Genomic DNA, 20,850 nt, shown 5'->3' with positions numbered 1-20,850 from the left:
CTCTTCGCCGCCCAGAAGCTCAATCGTCTCGGCCCAGCCGTCATCAACAAGCGATTCGTGTGTCATCGCAGCGTAGAATCACACCCGATTCCGCAAGGCAATACCTATCTTAGCGCCTATGCCCTCAAGGGGGAGATGTCTGGCATTTCCAAGAGTCTCAGCTTGCCGACAACCCTCGATTTGACCGCTCCCACCCTCGCCTGTAGCAGACGGAGACAATCCGGCCAGGGAGTCCTTTTAATATGTCGAGCACCGACGGCTTTTCCGCTTTCTTCTACACAGCGCCGGACGGCCTCAGACTTCACGCTCGCATCTACGGTGAGACAAACTCGGGAACCTGGCCGGTCGTTTGCCTGCCCGGCCTGACCCGCAACGCGCGCGATTTCCATGAGCTGGCGCTTTATCTGTCGCAGCGAACCGACAATCCGCGCAAGGTCATCGCCTTCGACTACCGTGGCCGCGGCCAGTCCGCTTACGATCCTGATATCGGCCACTACAATGTCGGCATCGAAGCCGGCGATGTCCTCGCCGGACTGGCCGCCCTGGACGTCGAGGAAGCGGCCTTTATCGGCACCTCGCGCGGCGGGCTGATCATCCACGTGCTCGGCGCGCTGCGGCCGGCCGCGCTGAAAGCCATCGTGCTGAACGACATCGGACCGGTGATCGAGGCCGCGGGGCTCGCCCATATCCAAACCTATCTCGACCCGGCACCGAAACCGAAGAGCCGCGCTGAGGCGATCGATGCCCAACGCGTCGCTCACGGCGCGGATTTTCCCGCTCTGACCGCAGCGGATTGGGAGCGGATGGTGTCGGCCCTCTACCGCGAGACGGACGAAAGCCTCCTGCTGCCGGATTTCGACACGCAGCTGGTCGAGACGGTGGCGGGCCTCGACCTCAGCAAGCCGTTGCCGGATCTGTGGCCGCAGTTCGAGGCGCTGGCGGCCATACCTTTGCTTGCCATTCGCGGCGCCAACTCGAAACTCCTGTCGGCCGACACACTCGACGAGATGCAAAAGCGTCATTCCGGCATGGAAGCGATCACCGTCGAGGGCCAGGGCCATGCGCCCTTCCTGGAGACAGGCAATCTGCCGGGCGCTATCGCGGCTTTCCTGGATGGAGTACCAAATGCGGCCCAGAAAAAGTAAACCCCAAGATCAAAGATGATCCTGGGGTTGCCGAGGCAGTATATGAAAGCCTTGGGTAACTATTTGGCTTTCGAGCTTTTCCGGGGCGCCTTGGGTGCCTTCGCCGCTGCCGCTTTACTTTTTTGAGCAGGCGCTGGCACTGAGGCCGTGGTCAGCGGCGATGCGAAGGCCGAGCTTTTTCCATCGCCGGATAACCCCTCGCCGCGGGGCGTTTCCAGCACGACAACGCAGCCGTCGAGATCGTTGGTGGCCAGATGCGCATAGCGCATGGTCATCGAAAGCGTCTGGTGGCCGAGCCACATCTGCACGCGGCGGATGTCGATGCCGCCCTGGACCAGACGCGAGGCACAGGTGTGACGCAAGATGTGCGGAACCACCTGGTCGTCGGCGCCGAGACCGACTTCGACCTTGGCATCGTTCCAGATGGCGCGAAACTGTGCCTGGCTGAGTTTGGTGAACGGACCCTTGGGCCGGCGGCCCTCTGACGGGGGCAGTTTGATCACCTCCTTGACCCGCTCGGTCATCGGGATGGTGCGGCTGCGGCCGGATTTGGTGATCCAGAACGAGACGCGATGTTCCTGGATGTCGTTCCAGATCAGTCCGAGCGCTTCGCCAAGGCGGCAACCGCTGTCGACGAGAAAGACCGAGAGACGGTAGGCATCCTCGCTGCGGGTCCTGATGGCGGCGAACAGCCTTGCTTCTTCGTCCCTTTCGAGGAAACGAATCCGTCCCGCCCGCTCCTTCTGGCGGCGGAACTCGGGCAGGCTGTGGATATCCCCCATCTTGTAAGCCTTGCGCAGCAGTTTGCTGAGGGCAGCCATCTTTCGATTGATGGTTGCGTTGCTGTTGCCGCGCTGGCGCAAGGTGCCGATAAGATTGTCCAGGGTGCTCTGGTCAAAGGCGCTGAACCGTTCTCCGAGGAGAATCTCGTCTATTTCGCCGATGAAGGAGCTGACATTGTATTTATGCCGCCCATCATCCCAGAGTATGTCTCGGTATGCTGAAAAAAGCTCTCCGACCCGGTGCGACCTTACTTCTCTGATCTTGTTGTAGCTGTATTTTATCTTCGCATTTTGAGAAGAGAACATTGAGAAATGTTCGGAGGGGTCACCCTCTTGTATCGCGTCGATGGTCATAAATTGCCACACCCCCGAGTGGATAGAGTCAGACCTACCCGCTTGGAAGCGTCCTTTCAAGAGATTTAATCACGCAGTTGTGAATTCATCCGCCCATCAGCGGATCCCACGAACTCACCCTTACGGACTGTTCAGCTGCCGATACCCCCTGTTCCTTCTGCTTGCCTTGTTCCAGTCACGAAACAAAAACAGCCCGGGCGTAGATGCGCCCGGGCTGAATTTCACCTGTATAAACCCAGCTCTTAGAACGAGCGCTGGAAGCGGAGGATACCGCCGACGCTGTCTTTTTGCCGGGCGTTGGTCCAGTCCACGTTGGTGTAGCTCGCAGGATCGTTGAACCCGCCGTAGTGGTCGTAATCAACTTCAGCCGTGATCGTCAGGCCAGGCACGACATCGTATTCAATGTTCGCTGCCAGGGCATAGTTCTTCGCGTCGTCAGCCGAAGCCTGAGCATTGAACCTGGTCTTCTCGTTGATGGTGTACGTGCCACCACCCCAGACAGCCCAGTTGCCACCCCACTGCTTGAAGTAGCCGCGACCGAAGACATCCTTGACATTCGCCGGATCGTTGAGGTTGTCGTCGGTGCCGTAGCCGGCCATGACCCACAGCGACAGGGCCTGCGACACGGTGACGTCCAAGCGAACCTTGCCGGCCACTTCTTCGTAGTTGCTGTCGTAAGCGATGACGCCGGTAATGGCGCCCCAGCCCTGCGTGTACTTCACGCCGCCGACGACGTTCGGGACATAGCTGTCGATCGTCCGGAAGCCCGAGCCTTCTTCGAGAGAGACCACGGCCGAGAAGCCGTTGCCCGCATCGAAGTAGTACTGGACGACGTTGGTGTCGAAATCGCCGTAGGGAACCAGCGTATCCTGGATCACGTTGCCGGCGTAGCCGATGAACGTGTTGAAGGCCGATTCGTCCTTACCGACGCGGAGACCACCGAGCTGGATCCAGGCGAAGTTCAGCGAGGCCCCGGTGTTTCCAGCTTCGTTGTCGAAGAAGTAGTTGTTGCTGTTCTGGAAGTTGAAGCGGGTCTCGGTGTAGGTCTTCAAGGTGCCGAGTTCGGTTTCCTGGCCGGTCCAGGTCTTCAGCGCGAAACGGGCCTTCTTGCGGTAGGTGTCATTGGCGCTGCCATCCTGAGCATCGCCGGTAACCGCACCGTCGAACGAGCCGACGTCGCCGACGCCGATGTCGTAACGGACATAGCCGCCGATGCGCAGGCAGGTTTCGGTGCCGGGGATGTAGAAGTAGCCCGAGCCGTAAACGTCGCAAATTTTGACGTATTCAGCCGGTTCCGGCTCGGCGACGACGACGGCGTCGGCGGCGCGCGCACCGGAAACTGCGATCAAGGCCGCAGCGGAGCCGAGGAGAAGGCTCTTAATGTTCATTTTCTGACCTCCAGTCAAAAGTTAAAAAACGGGTCTGGGTATTCTTTGCTGAAGGACAGCGTTCCCTGCCCCATCCCCACTACCGAAAAAGATGCGCACCGCGCCGCTCCTTCGAAATCGACATTACCCATGAGGCGGCGGCGTTCAACCACGATCGTACCGGCAAAAGGGCTGTGCGGGTGCTATCCCCCGGCGTTGTTGCACAAATGACACGATTTGGCCTCAGTCAGAAAGCTCTCATTAACTATCGAGGGGCCCGGAAGCCTTGTCCAGCGCGCCGCATTGCGGCAGAATCCGGCGATCGCCGGCCGGAATTGCGGCGCTGCTGCCGACTCGCCGGCCAGGGAGCCGCCGCAGATTCGCCGCATGCAAAAGGCGACGCCGCAGCCGAATCCGGAATTTTCATAGATAATGGCGCCGGCTTGTTGATTGTGCCCGCGCTTTTCTTTATCCAGCGGCGCAACGGAGAGGTGGCCGAGTGGTCGAAGGCGCTCCCCTGCTAAGGGAGTAGAGGTCAAAAGCTTCTCGTGGGTTCGAATCCCATCCTCTCCGCCATCCTGCTTCGCTCTTCGAGCTTCGCAGGACAAGCCCAACCCTCAGCGCGAAGCAATGGCGGAGAGGATGCCCTCCGAAGCCTTGGCGTAGGAGGGCCGGACCGTGTGGTGTGCTACGTGCCGCACAGCGTAGGCCCAGAAAATCCCTTGCAAATTCGATTGGCAGTCCTGCTTCGCTCTTCGAGCTTCGCGGGACAAGCCCACCTCAGCGCGAAGCAGGATGGCGGAGAGGATGCCCTCCGAAGCCCCGGCAAAGGAGAGCAGCTCATGTGGTATGTGTATCTTCTGGAGAGTACGGCTGCGGAAGGCGAACGCTATATCGGCATAACGACGGACCTGAAACGGCGGCTTGTCGAGCACAATGCGGGGAAATCCAGCCATACATCCAAGTTTCTGCCGTGGCGGATCGTCACCTATATGGCCTTTTCGAACCAGGCCAAGGCAGCTTCATTCGAGCGCTATCTCAAATCCGGTTCAGGGCATGCTTTCGCCAACAAGCGCCTGTGGTGATGGCCGCATCACCTGCCGCAGAGGTCCATCTTTTCAATAAACTTCAACAATAACAATTGATTACAGCGAAAACGCTTGTCGCCGGTTTCACTATCTTGTTCGATTCTGACTGGAGGTCAGAAAATGAACATTAAGAGCCTTCTTCTCGGCTCCGCTGCGGCCTTGATCGCAGTTTCCGGTGCGCGCGCCGCCGACGCCGTCGTCGTCGCCGAGCCGGAACCGGCTGAATACGTCAAGATCTGCGACGTCTATGGCGCCGGCTACTTCTACATCCCCGGCACCGAGACCTGCCTGCGCATCGGTGGCTATGTCCGCTACGACATCGGCGTGGGTGATGTCGGCTCGTTCGACGGTGCGAGGTCGTTCGACCATAAGGATGGCGACGAGCAGGATACCTTCTACAAGAATGCCCGTTTCACGCTGAAGACCTGGACCGGCCAGGAAACCGAGCTCGGCACCTTGAAGACCTACACCGAGACCCGCTTCAACTTCGGCAACCGCAACGGCTACCCGTCGGCAGACGATCCGACTACCGAAGCAGACGAGTTCAACTCCAACCCTGCCGGCAACAAGAACGTTTCGCTGAACTTCGCCTGGATCCAGCTCGGTGGCCTGCGCGTCGGTAAGGACGAATCGGCCTTCGACACGTTCATCGGCTACGCCGGCAACGTCCTCCAGGATACGCTCGTTCCCTACGGCGATTTCGATACCAACGTCGTCCAGTACTACTTCGATGCGGGCAATGGCTTCTCGGCCGTCGTCTCTCTCGAAGAAGGCTCCGGCACCGTTGGCACCATCGACAGCTACGTTCCGCATGTCGTCGGCGGTCTGAAGTATACGCAGGGCTGGGGCGCCATCACCGGCGTCGTCGCGTACGACAGCAACTATGAAGAAGTCGCCGGCAAGGTGCGTTTGGACATCACCCCGATGCAGAACCTATCGCTGTTCATCATGGGCGGCTACGGCACCGACGACAACCTGAATGACGACACGACCTTGATTCACAACGGCAACGCGATCAACGCCGGTGGCCGCGGTTTCTACAAGCAGTGGGGCGGCAACTGGGCATTCTGGGGTGGCGGCACCTACACCATAAACGAGAAGACCTCGTTTAATGCCCAGGTCTCGTATGACGAGTGGAAGAACCTCGGCGTCGCCGCGAACATCGCCTACGACGTTGTTCCCGGCTTCACGGTCACGGCCGAAGTCGACTACCTCAACGCAGGCAAGTTCGACGACGCCAACTTCTCCAACTTTACCGATGCCGACAAGAAGAGCAGCATCGGCGGTCTCCTCCGCTTCCAGCGCTCGTTCTAAGACGCTCAGCCTGGCTGAAAAGCAAACCCGGCGGGCAACCGCCGGGTTTTTTTGAAGCATCCGTCGCCATGTCATTGGCTGCAGTGGCCTTCAAAAGGCTGCCGCCTACCGGCAGTCAGGTCGTAGAGCGTGGCCACCCGCGCCGATTTCATCCCGGGCGTCATGGCCACTATTTCCAGCCGCGCCAGAACTTGCGCCGTCCTATCGGGCACGCTAGCAAGAAGGCTCATCTTCTCGTGAGCTTTTGCCATGCGCCAGCGCCCTGCCCTCACGCCGCTTGTCGGCGCGCTTCCCTCCACGGTGCCGTTTGTCGGACCGGAAGCGCAGGAGCGCGAGCGCGGACGTGCTTTTCGCGCCCGCATCGGCGCCAATGAGAGCAGTTTCGGGCCTTCGCCGCGCGTTATCGCCCGTATGGAGCGCGTCGCGCGTGACCAGTGGATGTATTGCGATCCCGACAATTACGATCTGAAGCAGGCTGCGGCCCGCCATCTCGGCGTCGGCGCCGAAGACGTCGTGGTCGGCGAAGGCATAGACGGGCTGCTTAGCCTGGTGGCGCGCATGTATGTCGCGCCTGGCGACGCGGTGGTCACCTCGCTCGGCGCCTATCCGACGTTCAATTTCCACATTGCCGGCGTCGGCGGCCGGCTGGTCACGGTGCCTTACGAGAACGACAAGGAAAGTCTGGATGGACTGCTCAAGGCAATTATCAAGGAGAAGGCGCCGCTGGTCTATCTCTCCAATCCGGACAATCCGATGGGCAGCTGGTGGGAAGCAGGAGATATCACCCGCTTCGTCGAAGCGTTGCCGGAAACCACCATGCTGGTGCTCGACGAGGCCTATGGCGAATTGGGGCCGGCCTCCGCGCTGCCGCCGATCGATGTCGCGCGGCCCAACGTCATCCGCATGCGCACCTTCTCCAAGGCATACGGGCTGGCCGGCATTCGCTGCGGCTATGCGGTGGCCGAGGCTGAGGTGATCCGCGATTTCGAGAAAATCCGCAACCATTACGGCGTCAGCCGCATGGCGCAGATCGCCGGCGTCGAGGCGCTGGCCGACCAGGACTGGCTGCACAGCGTGGTGGCGCGAGTCGCTGCCGGACGCGCACGTATAGCCGGGATTGCCGAGACGAACGGGCTGAAGCCGCTGCCATCGGCGACCAATTTCGTCACCATCGATTGCGGCAAGGACGGCGCCTTCGCGCTGAAAGTGCTGCAAAATCTTTTGTCGCGCGACGTGTTCATTCGCAAACCGATGGCGCCAGGGCTCGACCGTTGCATAAGGGTCAGCCTCGGCCTCGATCATGAGCTCGACATCTTTGCCGAGGAACTGCCCGGCGCGCTCGCCGCTGCGCGGGGAAATTAGCCCGGCCGATTGCCGTCGCGACACGGCCTGCCAATGCCGCCAAAGGCCAAGACAGAATCAGCCGGGTCCCCGGCTTCCGTCGATCCAACAACAATCCAACCGTTCAAGGCTGTTGCTTTCGTCCGATCCCGCGCCAGTTCTTGAGCATGGGAGATAACGACCGGCAAAAGGCGGTGCAGGCGCGCGTGCATGGTAAGGTGCAAGGCGTCGGCTACCGGATGTGGGCGCGACGCGAAGCGATAGGGCTTGGCCTCGTAGGTTGGGTACGCAATGAACGAGACGGCACGGTGACGGCCTCGATTGCCGGTGCCGATGCTGCGGTTTCCACAATGATCGAACGGCTCCGGCAAGGGCCACGGGGTGCTTCGGTTTCGAAGGTCGAGATCGAAGAATTCGAACTCCTCGACGCGCCCATCGACTTTCGGATCATTGTCTAGACGGAACCACTTTATTGCCGCTTGAATTAATCGAACGTTCGTTTTATTACTAAATACCGGGAGGCGATCATGGCACGCACAACGGGATCCGATGGCGAAAAAACTGAAGCGGCCGTCCGCGAGGCGGCGGTCAGCCTGATCGCCCGCTTCGGCTATGAGGCGACGTCGATGCGACAGCTTGCCGCCGAGGTCGGCGTCCAGGCGGCCGCGCTCTACCGCTATTTTCCGACGAAGGAAGACCTGCTGTTCACGCTGATGCGCGAACATATGGAAGGGCTGATCGAAGCGTGGGACGCCGCACGCCCCGACGCTGCCGATCCGGCAACGCGGCTTGCCGCCTATGTCGAAAACCACATCGCTTTCCACATCGAGCGCCGCCACTCCACCCATGTCTCGAACATGGAATTGCGCAGCCTGTCACATGACCGGCTGACGCAGATCCTTCGCATGCGCACCGCCTATGAGAAGGAGTTGCGCGCCATCCTGCGCGACGGCGCGGAGGCCGGCGCCTTCAGTGTCGATGACACCGGGCTCACTGCCATGGCGCTGATCCAGATGATGACCGGCGTCATCGTCTGGTTCCGGCCGGGCGAGCGGCTGTCGATGGCTGAAGTCACGGCGACATATCTTTCAATGACAATGCGCCTGGTTGGCGCGAACATAGACGGCAAGACTTACAGCGCCGCGCGTCCCTTCGGACGCGCAAATGACGCTGTAGCATTTTGATTTCGCGCATGATCCTTTCCGAAAATCAAAGTTGATTTCGGGGTCATGCGGCAGGAGGGAACGGCATGTACACGAACACACTCAGCTTCGGGCATGACGAGGACATCGAGGCGCTGCGCGATCTGGTGCGCCGCTTTGCCCAGGAGAAAATAGCGCCGATCGCCGCCGAGATCGACCGCAGCAACCAGTTCCCCGCGCATCTGTGGAAAGAACTCGGCGCGCTCGGCCTGCTTGGAATCACCGCCGATCCCGATTTCGGCGGTAGCGGCATGGGCTACCTCGCCCATGTCATTGCGGTGGAAGAGATTTCGCGCGCCTCGGGCTCGGTCGGCCTTTCCTACGGCGCCCATTCGAACCTCTGCGTCAACCAGATCAACCGCTGGGCGACACCTGCGCAGAAGGAGAAATTCCTGCCGGCATTGTGCTCGGGCGAAAGGGCAGGTGCGCTGGCCATGTCGGAATCGGGCGCCGGCTCCGACGTCGTCTCGCTCAAGCTGCGCGCCGAAAAGCGCAACGATCGCTATGTGCTCAAAGGCTCGAAAATGTGGATCACCAACGGCCCCGACGCCGAAACGCTGGTGGTCTACGCCAAGACCGATCCGGAGCGGAAATCGCGCGGCATCACCGCCTTCATCGTCGAAAAGACCATGGCCGGCTTCTCGGCATCGCCAAAGCTCGACAAGCTCGGCATGCGCGGCTCCAACACCGGCGAACTGGTGTTCGACAATGTCGAGGTGCCCTATGACAATGTGCTGCATGAGGAGGGCCGCGGCGTCGAGGTGCTGATGTCGGGCCTCGACTACGAGCGCACCGTGCTCGCCGGCGGCCCGCTCGGGCTCATGGCGGCCTGTCTCGACGTGGCGATCCCCTATGTGCATGAGCGCAAGCAGTTCGGCCAGCCGATCGGCGAGTTCCAACTCGTGCAGGGCAAACTTGCCGACATGTATTCGACGATGAACGCCGCGCGCGCTTACGTTTATGCTGTCGCGGCTGCCTGCGATCGCGGCCAGACGACACGCAAGGATGCCGCCGGCTGCGTGCTGTTTGCCGCCGAAAAAGCGACGCTGATGGCGCTCGACGCCATCCAGCTGCTTGGCGGCAACGGCTATACCAACGAGTATCCGACCGGCCGGCTGTTGCGCGACGCCAAGCTCTACGAAATCGGCGCCGGCACCAGCGAGATTCGACGCTGGCTGATCGGGCGCGAGATCATGGCGGAAGGGGTGTGAGCGATTTCAATGCCTGGTTTGCCAAAATACCTTGGAGTATTAGCACGGACTATCGTCGCATTGATCCCATTGTCGGGATTTGCGAATGCCGCCTCTTCAGATATGCCGCAATTTCGAGACGTTGCAGCACTGCGGGTTGAAGTCATTTCCCGCCTGAAGGCTGACAGCCGAGTCAAGCAAGCAATTCCCAACCCCGCCGATCCGGCGCGTCTTGACGTAACCAGGGTCGGTTCTACCGGCAAGGATATTCATCTTCAGGTGGACGTTACGAACCTGCTAGGCCGCATTCGCGACCTGCCGGCGGGAGAGGCGGAAACCGAAATCGAACGTTTTCTAACCACGCTCGTGCTCAGCGATAGCGAAAGCGGCTTCCAGGCCGATCTACTGATTGCCAACATTCGACCGCGCGAACATCTCGACGCTTTCAAAGGCGATGGCACAGAGCCCGACAAAGGACCGGCGTTTGAAACCTTGGCGGGTGACGTCGTGATCCTTTACCAGATCGACAATGAGGACTCGCTCGCCAGCGTCCGGCTTGACGATGTTGGAGACCGCTCACTCGCACAGCTTCGCCAGCTTGCTCTGGAAAACATCAACAAGCAGATTACGAAGGTCAAGCAGGAGCGTATCCTCGACGGGATATCGATCTTCACCGTCGAAGGGGATGAGGCCATCTCACCCGCTCTCCTCCTGACCGAAAAATTCTGGGCCACGCTTGGACCGCAATTCCCCAACGGCGTTTTCATAGCCATTCCAAAACGCGATGCCATCGTCGTTGTAGACAAGCGGCTTCCCAATGCGGTTCAGTTTGCTCGCTCATTTATCGACAAGGTTTTCAAGACCGAACCTGATCTTCTCTCCGAGTACATTTTCGAGCGCCGTGACGGCAAGCTGCAAGTCGTGGCAGAGCAATAGGAACCGATGTGGCCGTACTCCAAACCCAGATCTCGCCCTCCTCCGAAACCTACCTCGCCAATGCCGAGCGCATGCGGGCGCTGGTTGCCGACATTGCGGACAAGGCGGCAAGCGTCGAGCGCGGTGGCTCGGAGGAGGCGCGCGAGCGTCATGTTTCGCGCGGCAAGCTGTTGCCGCGCGAGCGGCTGGCGCAGTTGCTCGACACCGGCTCGCCTTTCCTCGAGATCGGCCAGTTCGCGGCATGGTCCATGTATGGCGAGGAGATTTCCTCGGCCGGCCTCATCGCCGGCGTCGGCCGTGTCGAAGGCACCGAGGTGATGGTCGTGGTCAACGACGCCACGGTGAAGGGCGGCACCTATTATCCGCTGACGGTGAAGAAGCATTTGCGGGCGCAGGAGATCGCGCTGCAAAACAATCTGCCTTGCGTCTATCTGGTCGACAGCGGCGGCGCCAACCTGCCCAACCAGGACGAGGTGTTTCCCGACCGCGAGCATTTCGGCCGCATCTTCTACAACCAGGCCAACATGTCGGCGGCCGGCATTCCGCAGATCGCCTGCGTCATGGGGTCATGTACTGCGGGCGGCGCCTATGTGCCGGCAATGTCGGACGAGACGATCATGGTGCGCAACCAGGCGACCATTTTTCTCGGCGGCCCGCCGCTGGTGAAGGCGGCTACGGGCGAAGATGTCAGCGCCGAGGAGCTTGGCGGCGCCGACGTGCACACCAGGCTGTCCGGTGTCGCCGACCACTATGCGCTGGACGACGAACATGCGCTGGCCATCTGCCGGCGCATCGTCAAAAACCTCAACCGGCGCAAGACTGTAAGCTTGACCTTACAGAAACCCATGCCGCCGCTTCATGACGCGCAGGAACTCTACGGCATCGTGCCGACGGATCTGCGCCAGCCCTATGATGTGCGCGAGGTGATCGCGCGCGTCGTCGACGGCTCCGAGTTCGACGAGTTCAAGCAGAATTACGGCACCACGCTGGTCACCGGCTTTGCCCATCTTCAGGGCATGCCGGTCGGCATCATCGCCAACAATGGCGTGCTGTTTTCCGAAAGTGCTGTGAAGGGCGCGCATTTCATCGAACTGTGCTGCCAGCGCAAGATCCCGCTGATCTTCCTGCAGAACATCACCGGCTTCATGGTCGGGCGAAAGTACGAGGCCGGCGGCATCGCCAAGGACGGCGCCAAGCTGGTGATGGCGGTTGCCACCGCCAAGGTGCCGAAGGTGACGATGATCATCGGCGGGTCGTTCGGCGCCGGCAATTACGGCATGTGCGGCCGCGCCTACTCGCCGCGCTTCCTGTGGATGTGGCCGAACGCGCGCATTTCGGTGATGGGCGGCGAACAGGCGGCGACCGTGCTGGCGGTGGTCAAGCGCGAGGGCATCGAGCGCAAGGGCGGTGAGTGGAGCGCGGACGAGGAAGCGAAATTCAAGAAGCCGATCCTGATGAAATACGAGCATGAGGGCCACCCGCTCTACTCCTCGGCGCGGCTGTGGGACGACGGCATCATCGATCCGGGGAAAACGCGCGAAGTGCTCGCGCTCAGCCTTTCGGCCGCGCTCAACGCCGACATCGAAGAAACGAAGTTCGGCGTGTTCAGGATGTAGATGAGCAAGTTCGGCGAACGGATACATGTCCACACCGGCGACATCACCAGGCTTGCGGTCGATGTCATCGTCAACGCCGCCAATTCCTCGCTGCTGGGCGGCGGCGGCGTCGACGGCGCCATTCACCGCGCCGCAGGCCCGGAGCTCGAATTCGAATGCCGGATGCTGAACGGCTGCAAGGTCGGCGAAGCAAAGCTTACCGAGGGCTATCACCTGCCGGCACGTTACATCATCCACACGGTCGGACCTGTCTGGCAAGGCGGCGGAAAAGGCGAAGCCGGGCTGCTCGCCTCCTGCTATATCAGGTCGCTCGAAATCGCCGCCGCCAGGGATTGCCGGACCGTGGCATTTCCGGCGATCTCCACCGGCATCTACCGTTATCCGAAAAATGAGGCGACGCAGATTGCCGTTGGCATCGCAGGTACCTTCGTCGGACAGAACTCAACGCCCGAAACAGTTATTTTCTGCTGCTTCGACGAGCCAACAGCTCAACTATACCGACAAGCCGTTGCTGCCATTGAAGGATGCTAGTCTGCATGGATAAGATGGTTCATCCACCTACGCAAAATAAATTTTCGGTGAGCAGGCTGGCGGCACTGGAGAATAGACGCTATTGTTCATTCCGCATTGGGCAACGGGGATGGGGTAAAGATGAGGCCGAAATATTCGGGAAAAACGACTGCGTCGGTACTTGCAGTCTTGCTTATATTTGCGGTACCCGGCGTTGGCGCCGCGGCATCGCTGGCGGGAAGCAAAGGCGACATCCATTTCTATCCGTATTTGCCGAAAAGCCCGAAAGACCAGTGCACCATGGCTTACAACGCCTATGTGGCCGCCGGCGGCCATTCGGCCTATGCGACCACGCCCTATGCCCGGATCCGTTCGTTGTACATCATCTGCGGCTCGGGCTTGAATGCACCGTCACAGAAGGCTGCCGAAGAACGGGCGATGAAATCCTGCGAGTCCGCCCGCAGCCATTACAAGGTCATTACAGGGGCGGGCTGCGAAGTTGCGGCATCGAAGTAGGCCGACAAGCATCGGCTTGGGCATTTTTCAAATGGGCGGCGCAAGATGAAATCGACACGCATCAAACGAATTACTGTATCGATGCTTGCCGGCCTGCTCGTATTTACGGCACCCGGTATCGGGGCGGCTGGATCGCTGGCGGGCAGCAAGGGAGACACCCGATTCTGGCCTCCGTTGTCACTGAATCCAAAGGAGCCCTGCACGAAGTCGTACAACGCCTATGTCGCGGCGAGTGGCCACTCGGCCTACGCGACCACATTCTACTCGCGCGTCGACGATCTTTACATCATCTGCGGTGCGCGGCTGAACGCGCCATCTCAGAAGGCCGCGGAAGAGTTGGCGTTGCGAAGCTGTCAGGTTGGCCTGAAAAAGTGGAAGGTTCAGATCGCGAGCGGCGGCTGCAAAATCGCGGCTTCGAAATAGGCTCATTCCTGCCAGACCGGCGCCGCCCGAGACAAACCCGGGAGGCTCCATGTTCGCCAAGATCCTGATCGCCAATCGCGGCGAGATCGCCTGCCGTGTGATCCGCACCGCACGCAGGCTCGGTGTGCGCACCGTCGCCGTCTATTCCGACGCCGATGCCAAGGCCCTGCATGTCGAAATGGCCGACGAGGCAGTGCATATCGGTTCCTCGCCGGTCGGCGAAAGCTATCTGCGCGGCGACAGGATTGTTGCGGCGGCGCTGGCGACCGGCGCCGAAGCAATCCACCCCGGCTACGGCTTCCTCTCGGAAAACCCCGATTTCGTCGACCAGATGGTGGCGGCGGGGCTCACATTCATCGGCCCGTCGGCCGCCTCGATCCGCGCCATGGGGCTGAAGGATGCGGCCAAGCGGCTGATGGAAAAGGCCGGCGTGCCGGTGGTGCCGGGCTATCATGGCGAGGCGCAGGAGATCGTGCTGCTGGCGTCCAAGGCGCGTGAGATCGGCTATCCCGTGCTGATCAAGGCGCGCGCAGGCGGCGGCGGCAAGGGCATGCGCCGCGTCGAACATCCCGAAGATTTTTCGGAAGCGCTGTCAGGCGCACGGCGCGAGGCCAAGGCCGCGTTCGGCGACGACCGCGTGCTGGTCGAAAAATATGTCGACAAGCCGCGCCACATCGAGGTCCAGGTATTCGGCGACAATTTTGGCAATGCCGTGCATCTCTACGAGCGCGACTGCTCGGCGCAGCGCCGCCACCAGAAGGTGATCGAGGAAGCGCCGGCGCCCGGCATGACGCCGGCGCTGCGCGAGGCGATGACGGAAGCGGCGGTCAAGGCCGCCAAGGCGATCAGCTATTCCGGCGCCGGCACCATCGAATTCATCGTCGATGCCTCGCAAGGGCTGAAGGCCGACCGTTTCTGGTTCATGGAAATGAACACCCGCCTGCAGGTCGAGCATCCCGTCACCGAAATGGTCACCGGCACCGACCTGGTCGAGTGGCAGTTGCGGGTAGCCGCCGGCGAAAAGCTGCCGAAGACGCAGAGCGAAATCACGCTTTCCGGCCACGCCTTCGAGGCGCGCATCTATGCCGAGGACGCGGCGAAAGGGTTTCTGCCGGCGACCGGCACGCTGCATCACCTGGCGTTTCCCGACAACGCGCCCGAAGGCGCCAGCATGCGCATCGAGACCGGCGTGCGGGCCGGCGATGCGATCTCGCCCTTCTACGATCCGATGATCGCCAAGCTGGTCGTCCACGCCAAGGACAGGCAGGCGGCACTCGATGCGCTCGGGACTGCGTTGTCGCAGACCGAGATTGCCGGCTCGACCGTCAACACCGCGTTTCTCGCGGCACTTGCCGCGGACGCCGATTTTTCGGCCGGTGATGTCGATACCGGCCTGATCGGCAGGCATCAGGAAGCGCTGACCGCGGTCGCCCCGCCGAGCTGCGGGATCGTTGCCGCGGCGGCCCTTGCCGCGGCGGGCGCCGGTGCCTTGCCGCCGTCGAACGATCCGTGGTCGTCGCTTGCCGGCTATGCGCATTTCCACAGCGTTGCGCGCCGCACGCGCCTGCGCCATGGCGAGGACGATATACTGGCGCGTGTTTCAGTGCGGCCGGACGGGCGCTTCGAGGTGGCGCTGGACGCGCCCTATGACAGCGTCAATTCGCATGATCTTCGCGCCGCCCCTCGCCTTGCCCGCTGGCCAGGCCACGTCACCGTGTTCGAAGGCGCGGTCGGCTACAGTTTCCTCGTCCCGGATCCGCTGGCGCGCACCGACGAGGCGGCCGCCGCTTCCGGCAGCCTGCGCGCGCCGATGCCAGGCGTGGTCAAGCTGGTGCGCGCGGCAAAGGGCGAAAGGGTGATCAAGGGCCAGCCGCTGTTGATCCTGGAAGCGATGAAGATGGAGCACACGATCGCGGCCAGCCATGACGGCGTGATCGCGGAAATCGCCACCGAGGGCGCGCAGGTCACCGACGGAACGGTGCTGGTGCGCTTCGTTGACGAGGCTGCATAGCCGAGGCTTGAACGAAAAATGGCCGGGACAAGCCCGGCCATTGCCATGAGTACGCGGACGATTACTGCGCGATTGGCGCGTATTTGCCGTCATGCCACTGGTTGATGTCGTAGCTGGCGTTCTTCAGATCGCCCTTCTCATCAAAGGTCACGTCGCCGACCACGGTGCTGAAAGGCGTGCCGTTCTTCAGCGCTTCGGCTACCTTGACCGGATCGTCCGTTCCGGCGCGCTTGACGCCCTCTGCAAACGCCTGAACGACGGCGTAGGAGAACAGCGTAAAGCCTTCCGGCACGAAGCCGCCCGCCTTGATCTTGGCGATGGCCTCCTTGGCTTCCGGCTTGGCCTGCGGGTCCGACGGGAAGACGAACAGGGTGCCTTCACCGGCGGGGCCGGCGACCTGCCAGAATTCCGGCGAGGCGATCGAGTCCGGCATGATCAGCTGGAACTTGACGCTCTGCTCGGCCGACTGACGCAGGATAAGCCCGGCTTCCGGGTGATAGCCGCCGAAATAGACAACGTCGGCCTTGAGGTCCTTCAGCTTGGTGACGAGAGCCGAATAATCCTTCTCGCCGGCATTGATGCCTTCATAGTCGATCTCCTTGAGGCCACCGGCATTCATCGTCGCCTTCACGGCATCGGCAACGCCCTGACCGTAGGCGCTCTTGTCATGCAGGATAACGACATTCTTGCCGGCATATTTCTTGGCGATCCACGGGCCAATGAAGGCGCCCTGCGCGTCGTCACGCGTATAGAGACGCATGATCGTCGGCCAGCCGGCCTTGGCGGCGGCATCGGTCAGCTCGGGATTTGAAGAGGCCGGGCTCATCATCAGCGCGCCGGCCTCGGCGTAGACGGCGGAAGCCGGGATGCTCGAACCTGAACAGGCATGGCCGTCAATAAACTTGACGCTGTTGGCAACGATCCGGTTGGCCACCGAAACCGCCTGCTTGGGATCGCACTGGTCGTCCTCGATGTCGAGCTTGATCATCGAGCCGTTGACACCGCCGGCGGCGTTGATCGCGTCGGCGGCTGCCGTTGCGCCCTGCTTGAACTGGTCGCCGATCGTGGCGAGCTGTCCGGTCATCGGGCCGACCACCGAAATGGTGATGTCATCGGCAAAGGCAACCGGCGCGCTCATCATCAGGCCAAATACGGCCGCGCTCAAAATACCCATTTTTTTCATGGTGATAGAACTCCTCCCACACTCGCGCAGCCGCTCTGGCCGCGCTTCTTTCCGAAGGCGGGACAATTTCATCCTTCATTGGGCCTGTCTAGGCGCATCGGCGCCGCTCGATTGGGCCTCATCAACGCAAAAAGCCACGCCAGCCTGTTCCGGCCGGTCGTGGCTTTTTGCTCGTAGCAGTCCCCATGCGCCCCCGCGCCACGAAAACCTGCCCGCCGTCCCCATTGTGCACGACTGGACCGTGCCGGCCTGCCGCGTTCTTGTTCTTTCATGGTCGGCCGTCTTGTCGCGGCCTTGTCGTTTCACCGGTTCCGACCGTCTTTGCGGTCTTGATCCCGGGGCTTCCCTGTTTTCGATAATCTGCCTGCGATAATCTGCTCGCGATCTCAGTGCATCGTCATCCATTCGCGGGCTTCGCGCAGCGCCTTGGCGATCTCGACCTTGGACATTGCGGCCGACAGTTCCGAGCGCAGTTCCGCGGCGCGGACCGAGCCCTTGATGGCGGCGATGTTGAACCATTTGTGGGCGGCAACGACATCGGTCTCGCAATCGCGGCCGGTCGCATACATCATGCCCAGTTCGAAAAGAATGTCGGCCTGGGCAGTTGCCCCCATGGCGCCGAAGCCGGCTTCAAGCATTTCAAAACGTGCCATTTTATTCCCCTGTCTGGCTCCCGAGAGCGGGCCTCTTCTGTCCCCCGGTGTTCCCTGGGGAGCCGCTCTTTCGATGTTTCCGAGAATGAGGCCGAGCCTTGAATCCGTCGTTAAATGGCGTGCTTAATTTGGAGAAAACAAAGCTAAAACAAGAGGTAAACGCGGAAATTCGTTAAGGATACAAAGTCAGCAATCCCGCCGTTTCTCGACCGATTTGACGAAAATTTGCAAGGCGCCGATCAACACTCTGCTAACCACGCGAACCAAAGCCAACGCCTCGATCGTTTCATTTCCACGGGCTGCACTCTCCCGACCCCGCATGAAAATTGCGAAACCTTCCGTCGCGGCACGCTTTTGTTTTGCCGGGAGCTGGATTAGCTTACGTTTGCGTAAGGGGCAGAGAGGCGGCTGCCCCATCTAAACCAGGGAGGACAGATATGTTTCGCAAAGTGAGCTTGGCCCTGGCGGCCGCCGTGATGATGGCTGGTGCGGCTTGGGCCGATCCGATCGAAGGCAATTGGAAGACACAAGCCGGCGACACAGCAGTTATCGGCGGCAGCGGTTCATTCTCCATCACCCTGAAGACCGGCAAATATGCCGGGAAGACCATCGGTTCGCTCAAGGCGGCCGGGGCCAACAAATATGCCGGCAACATCACCGATCCGGCAAACGACAAGACCTATTCGGGCAAGGCAACACTGTCGGGCACCTCGCTCAAAATGAGCGGCTGCGTGCTCGGCGGGCTGATCTGCAAGAGCCAGACCTGGCACAAGCTCTGATCTTGCTGCTTTGAGTTGACCAACGGGGCCTTCACAGACCCCGTTTTCTTTTGCAGGACGGTCCGCGCCATAGCGACGACCGTGCCGTTTGCGGCGGCGCAAACCCGAACCGACGCTCTCTCTAAGACCTCGTCAATCACTTTGAACCGCAGATGAACGTCGGCATCAGCGCCGGTTCAGTCGCATCAGGGCATTTTGATGGCGTGTTCAAGGAGACACTACGCAAATGCTCGCTCGCCGCTTCACCATCGTCTGCCTGTTGATGAGCCTGTTCGGGATGCTCTTCGCCATCCTCGTGTCCGAATCCGGCCGCTCTGCCCGTTCCTGGGATGCAGCCAGTTCCTGCCAATTCGATTGCATGAACCATTTTCGCCCCTGAGACGACAAAGACATAGATCCAAACAGAAAAGCAAAAGCCATGAACCGCATCGCCATCAACGCCCTCCAGACCCTTCGGCTCCTGCCGCGGGCGGCGCTCGTTCTGGTCGTGCTGTCGGCGCCGGTCCTGGCCATGCCGATGATGCGGGCCAATGCCGACACGACGATCGACGCGCCGGCGACGAAGAAGCATGGCGTCGGCTTTGTCTTGCTGGTCAGTCTGCAGCGCGGCTAGTGCCGGTATTAAGGTGGTGCCGGCCTGCAAGTGGCGGCCTTGGTGCTCACATGCTTCGAGTACGCTCCGCTCCGGTTCTCGAAGCCAACCAGTTTGGTCGCTTCGCGCCCGTCCTCGACTCCGGCTCAGCCTTACCTGAATCTCAGCACACCTTGGGCGTGGACGAATAAATCGACCACTTGGCGGCCACCCTCCCCTCCCAAGTGCGGCCTCAAGTCTCTATATTGAGCCATGGAAAAGCGAATCTACCCACAAGCTATCGAATCGGTCGTCATGCCGGAGCCTTTCGGCAAGCAGAGCTTTGACGACGCCAAAAAGGCCGTGGCCGCCTTGCAGGTGCTCTACGACCGCAACACCAAGTTTCTGCGCGACTCCTTTGCCACGCTTGCCGCCGGCGGCGACGAAAGCAAGCGCTACCGCGCCTTCTACCCGGAGATCGGCGTCACCACCAATTCGTTCACCCAGATCGACTCGCGCCAGGCCTACGGCCACATGCCGACCCCCGGGCATTTCTCGACCACCATCACCCAGCCGGTGCTGTTCGAACGCTATCTCGTAGAGCAGCTTCGCCTGATCATGCGCAATCACGGCGTGCCGGTAACGGTTTCGGAATCGACCACGCCGATCCCGCTGCATTTCGCGTTCCTTGAAGGAACCCATGTCGATGGCGCCGCCGCCGACCGCATCAAACGGCCGATCCGCGACCTGTTCGACGTGCCGGATCTTGACGGCACCGACGACCAGATCGCCAACGGCACCTTCGAGGTCGCGTTCGGCGAACCAAGGCCGCTGGCGCCGTTCACGGCGCAGCGCATCGACTATTCGCTGCACCGCATGACGCACTACACGGCGACCAGCCCGCAGCATTTCCAGAACTTCGTGCTGTTCACCAACTACCAGTTCTACATCGACGAGTTCGTCGCCCGCGCGCGGGCCCAGATGGCTGAAGGCGGCCACGGCTATACCGAATTCGTCGAACCGGGCAATGTCATCACCAAGGCAGGGCAAAACGCACCCAGCGAAGGCGTGGCGGCGCCGCGCCTGCCTCAGATGCCAGCCTATCATCTGAAGAAGCCGAACCATGGCGGCATCACCATGGTCAACATCGGCGTCGGCCCGTCCAACGCCAAGACGATCACCGACCATGTCGCGGTGCTGCGGCCACATGCATGGCTGATGCTCGGCCATTGCGCCGGCCTGCGCAACACTCAGGCGCTGGGCGACTATGTGCTGGCGCATGCCTATGTCCGGGAAGACCATGTGCTGGACGATGACCTGCCGGTGTGGGTGCCGATACCGCCGCTGGCCGAGATCCAGGTGGCGCTGCAGGAGGCGGTCGCCGAAGTCACCGGACTTTCCGGCTACGATCTCAAGCGCATCATGCGCACCGGCACCGTCGCCACCATCGACAACCGCAACTGGGAACTGCGCGACCAGCGCGGACCGGTGCAGCGGCTGTCGCAGTCGCGCGCCATCGCGCTCGATATGGAATCGGCCACGATCGCCGCCAATGGCTTCCGCTTCCGCGTGCCCTACGGCACGCTGCTTTGCGTCTCCGACAAGCCGCTGCATGGCGAGTTGAAGCTGCCCGGCATGGCGACCGAATTCTACAAGCGGCAAGTGGCGCAGCATCTGACCATCGGCATCAAGGCGATGGAGAAGCTGGCGGAAATGCCGATGGAACGGTTGCATTCGCGCAAGCTGAGAAGCTTTTCGGAGACGGCCTTTCAGTAGACCGGCTTGCCGTAAATGTTTGCCGCGAGGCGTTTCGTCATCTTGATTGGGCCGCATTTCAGCCGATAAAGGCCTGATACCTCGGCAATGTAT

General features: G+C 61.2%; 21 protein-coding genes and 1 tRNA gene. 18 read left to right on the top strand and 4 right to left on the bottom strand.

The annotated features are described in order from the left end of the window. Positions 1-242 precede the first annotated feature (242 nt). Positions 243-1,145, top strand: a complete 903-nt coding sequence (locus NKI05_RS26625) for an alpha/beta fold hydrolase (RefSeq protein ID WP_023816437.1) — start codon at positions 243-245, stop codon at positions 1,143-1,145. Between the two features lie 59 nt (positions 1,146-1,204). On the opposite strand, the gene NKI05_RS26620 is transcribed toward NKI05_RS26625, so the two are convergent. Together NKI05_RS26620 and NKI05_RS26615 are read right to left on the bottom strand one after the other, a co-directional pair. After that, positions 1,205-2,281 carry a tyrosine-type recombinase/integrase gene (locus NKI05_RS26620; RefSeq protein ID WP_023747469.1) on the bottom strand — a complete coding sequence of 359 codons (1,077 nt, stop codon included), beginning with the start codon at positions 2,279-2,281 and terminating at the stop codon, positions 1,205-1,207. Between the two features lie 242 nt (positions 2,282-2,523). Continuing rightward, entirely contained in the window at positions 2,524-3,669 is a 1,146-nt protein-coding gene (locus tag NKI05_RS26615) for a porin (RefSeq protein ID WP_352668434.1), read from the bottom strand. A 464-nt stretch (positions 3,670-4,133) separates the two neighbouring features. Between NKI05_RS26615 and NKI05_RS26610 the strand changes: the two genes are divergently transcribed. The 13 genes from NKI05_RS26610 (at position 4,134) to NKI05_RS26550 (ending at position 15,795) form a co-directional block, all read left to right on the top strand. Next, a tRNA-Ser gene (locus tag NKI05_RS26610) sits at positions 4,134-4,224 on the top strand. 266 nt (positions 4,225-4,490) lie between these two features. Continuing rightward, complete coding sequence (locus NKI05_RS26605) at positions 4,491-4,733, top strand: GIY-YIG nuclease family protein (RefSeq protein WP_023670218.1); 243 nt, start codon at positions 4,491-4,493, stop codon at positions 4,731-4,733. Positions 4,734-4,856: 123 nt separating this feature from the next. Further along, positions 4,857-6,050 carry a porin gene (locus NKI05_RS26600; protein WP_023756386.1) on the top strand — a complete coding sequence of 398 codons (1,194 nt, stop codon included), beginning with the start codon at positions 4,857-4,859 and terminating at the stop codon, positions 6,048-6,050. Positions 6,051-6,299: 249 nt separating this feature from the next. Then, the gene (locus NKI05_RS26595) at positions 6,300-7,412 is read left to right on the top strand and encodes a pyridoxal phosphate-dependent aminotransferase (protein WP_352793503.1); all 1,113 of its coding nucleotides are present in this window, start codon (positions 6,300-6,302) and stop codon (positions 7,410-7,412) included. Positions 7,413-7,558: 146 nt separating this feature from the next. Next, positions 7,559-7,849: an acylphosphatase gene (locus tag NKI05_RS26590; protein ID WP_023709796.1), complete on the top strand. Its 291-nt coding sequence runs from the start codon at positions 7,559-7,561 to the stop codon at positions 7,847-7,849. Positions 7,850-7,918: 69 nt separating this feature from the next. Then, positions 7,919-8,575, top strand: coding sequence for a TetR/AcrR family transcriptional regulator (locus NKI05_RS26585; RefSeq protein ID WP_023735525.1), 657 nt, complete (start codon positions 7,919-7,921; stop codon positions 8,573-8,575). Positions 8,576-8,640: 65 nt separating this feature from the next. Further along, positions 8,641-9,804 carry an isovaleryl-CoA dehydrogenase gene (locus tag NKI05_RS26580; RefSeq protein WP_023816440.1) on the top strand — a complete coding sequence of 388 codons (1,164 nt, stop codon included), beginning with the start codon at positions 8,641-8,643 and terminating at the stop codon, positions 9,802-9,804. Positions 9,805-9,813: 9 nt separating this feature from the next. After that, on the top strand, positions 9,814-10,719 hold the full coding sequence (locus NKI05_RS26575) for a hypothetical protein (protein WP_155922473.1): 906 nt from the start codon (positions 9,814-9,816) through the stop codon (positions 10,717-10,719). Between the two features lie 8 nt (positions 10,720-10,727). After that, positions 10,728-12,335 carry a carboxyl transferase domain-containing protein gene (locus NKI05_RS26570; RefSeq protein WP_023670209.1) on the top strand — a complete coding sequence of 536 codons (1,608 nt, stop codon included), beginning with the start codon at positions 10,728-10,730 and terminating at the stop codon, positions 12,333-12,335. Beyond that, complete coding sequence (locus tag NKI05_RS26565; RefSeq protein WP_023816441.1) at positions 12,336-12,866, top strand: O-acetyl-ADP-ribose deacetylase; 531 nt, start codon at positions 12,336-12,338, stop codon at positions 12,864-12,866. Between the two features lie 120 nt (positions 12,867-12,986). Continuing rightward, the gene (locus NKI05_RS26560) at positions 12,987-13,361 is read left to right on the top strand and encodes a hypothetical protein (RefSeq protein WP_023670207.1); all 375 of its coding nucleotides are present in this window, start codon (positions 12,987-12,989) and stop codon (positions 13,359-13,361) included. Between the two features lie 45 nt (positions 13,362-13,406). Continuing rightward, positions 13,407-13,784, top strand: a complete 378-nt coding sequence (locus NKI05_RS26555) for a hypothetical protein (protein WP_023670206.1) — start codon at positions 13,407-13,409, stop codon at positions 13,782-13,784. A 49-nt stretch (positions 13,785-13,833) separates the two neighbouring features. After that, positions 13,834-15,795 carry an acetyl/propionyl/methylcrotonyl-CoA carboxylase subunit alpha gene (locus NKI05_RS26550; protein WP_023816442.1) on the top strand — a complete coding sequence of 654 codons (1,962 nt, stop codon included), beginning with the start codon at positions 13,834-13,836 and terminating at the stop codon, positions 15,793-15,795. Positions 15,796-15,856: 61 nt separating this feature from the next. On the opposite strand, the gene NKI05_RS26545 is transcribed toward NKI05_RS26550, so the two are convergent. Next, a complete protein-coding gene (locus NKI05_RS26545; protein WP_023670204.1) occupies positions 15,857-16,978 on the bottom strand; it encodes an ABC transporter substrate-binding protein in 1,122 nt (373 codons plus the stop codon). Positions 16,979-17,364: 386 nt separating this feature from the next. Next, positions 17,365-17,631: an SEL1-like repeat protein gene (locus NKI05_RS26540; protein ID WP_006199745.1), complete on the bottom strand. Its 267-nt coding sequence runs from the start codon at positions 17,629-17,631 to the stop codon at positions 17,365-17,367. A 437-nt stretch (positions 17,632-18,068) separates the two neighbouring features. On the opposite strand from NKI05_RS26540, the gene NKI05_RS26535 reads away from it, so the two are divergent. From NKI05_RS26535 to NKI05_RS26520, 4 genes are all read left to right on the top strand, one after another. Next, positions 18,069-18,410 (top strand): DUF2147 domain-containing protein, encoded by a 342-nt coding sequence (locus NKI05_RS26535; RefSeq protein ID WP_023687258.1) that lies wholly within the window; start codon positions 18,069-18,071, stop codon positions 18,408-18,410. A gap of 226 nt (positions 18,411-18,636) precedes the next feature. Continuing rightward, positions 18,637-18,789: a hypothetical protein gene (locus tag NKI05_RS26530; protein ID WP_023816443.1), complete on the top strand. Its 153-nt coding sequence runs from the start codon at positions 18,637-18,639 to the stop codon at positions 18,787-18,789. 39 nt (positions 18,790-18,828) lie between these two features. Beyond that, positions 18,829-19,023, top strand: coding sequence for a hypothetical protein (locus NKI05_RS26525; RefSeq protein ID WP_023670200.1), 195 nt, complete (start codon positions 18,829-18,831; stop codon positions 19,021-19,023). Between the two features lie 273 nt (positions 19,024-19,296). Next, positions 19,297-20,757, top strand: a complete 1,461-nt coding sequence (locus NKI05_RS26520; protein ID WP_023731828.1) for an AMP nucleosidase — start codon at positions 19,297-19,299, stop codon at positions 20,755-20,757. Positions 20,758-20,850: the final 93 nt, after the last annotated feature.

The sequence above is a fragment of the Mesorhizobium sp. M0771 genome (assembly GCF_040320155.1).
In the GTDB taxonomy this organism is placed as follows: domain Bacteria; phylum Pseudomonadota; class Alphaproteobacteria; order Rhizobiales; family Rhizobiaceae; genus Mesorhizobium.
The sequence above is the reverse complement of the archived record's forward strand: the minus strand, read 5'-3'. Positions and strand labels throughout refer to the sequence as shown.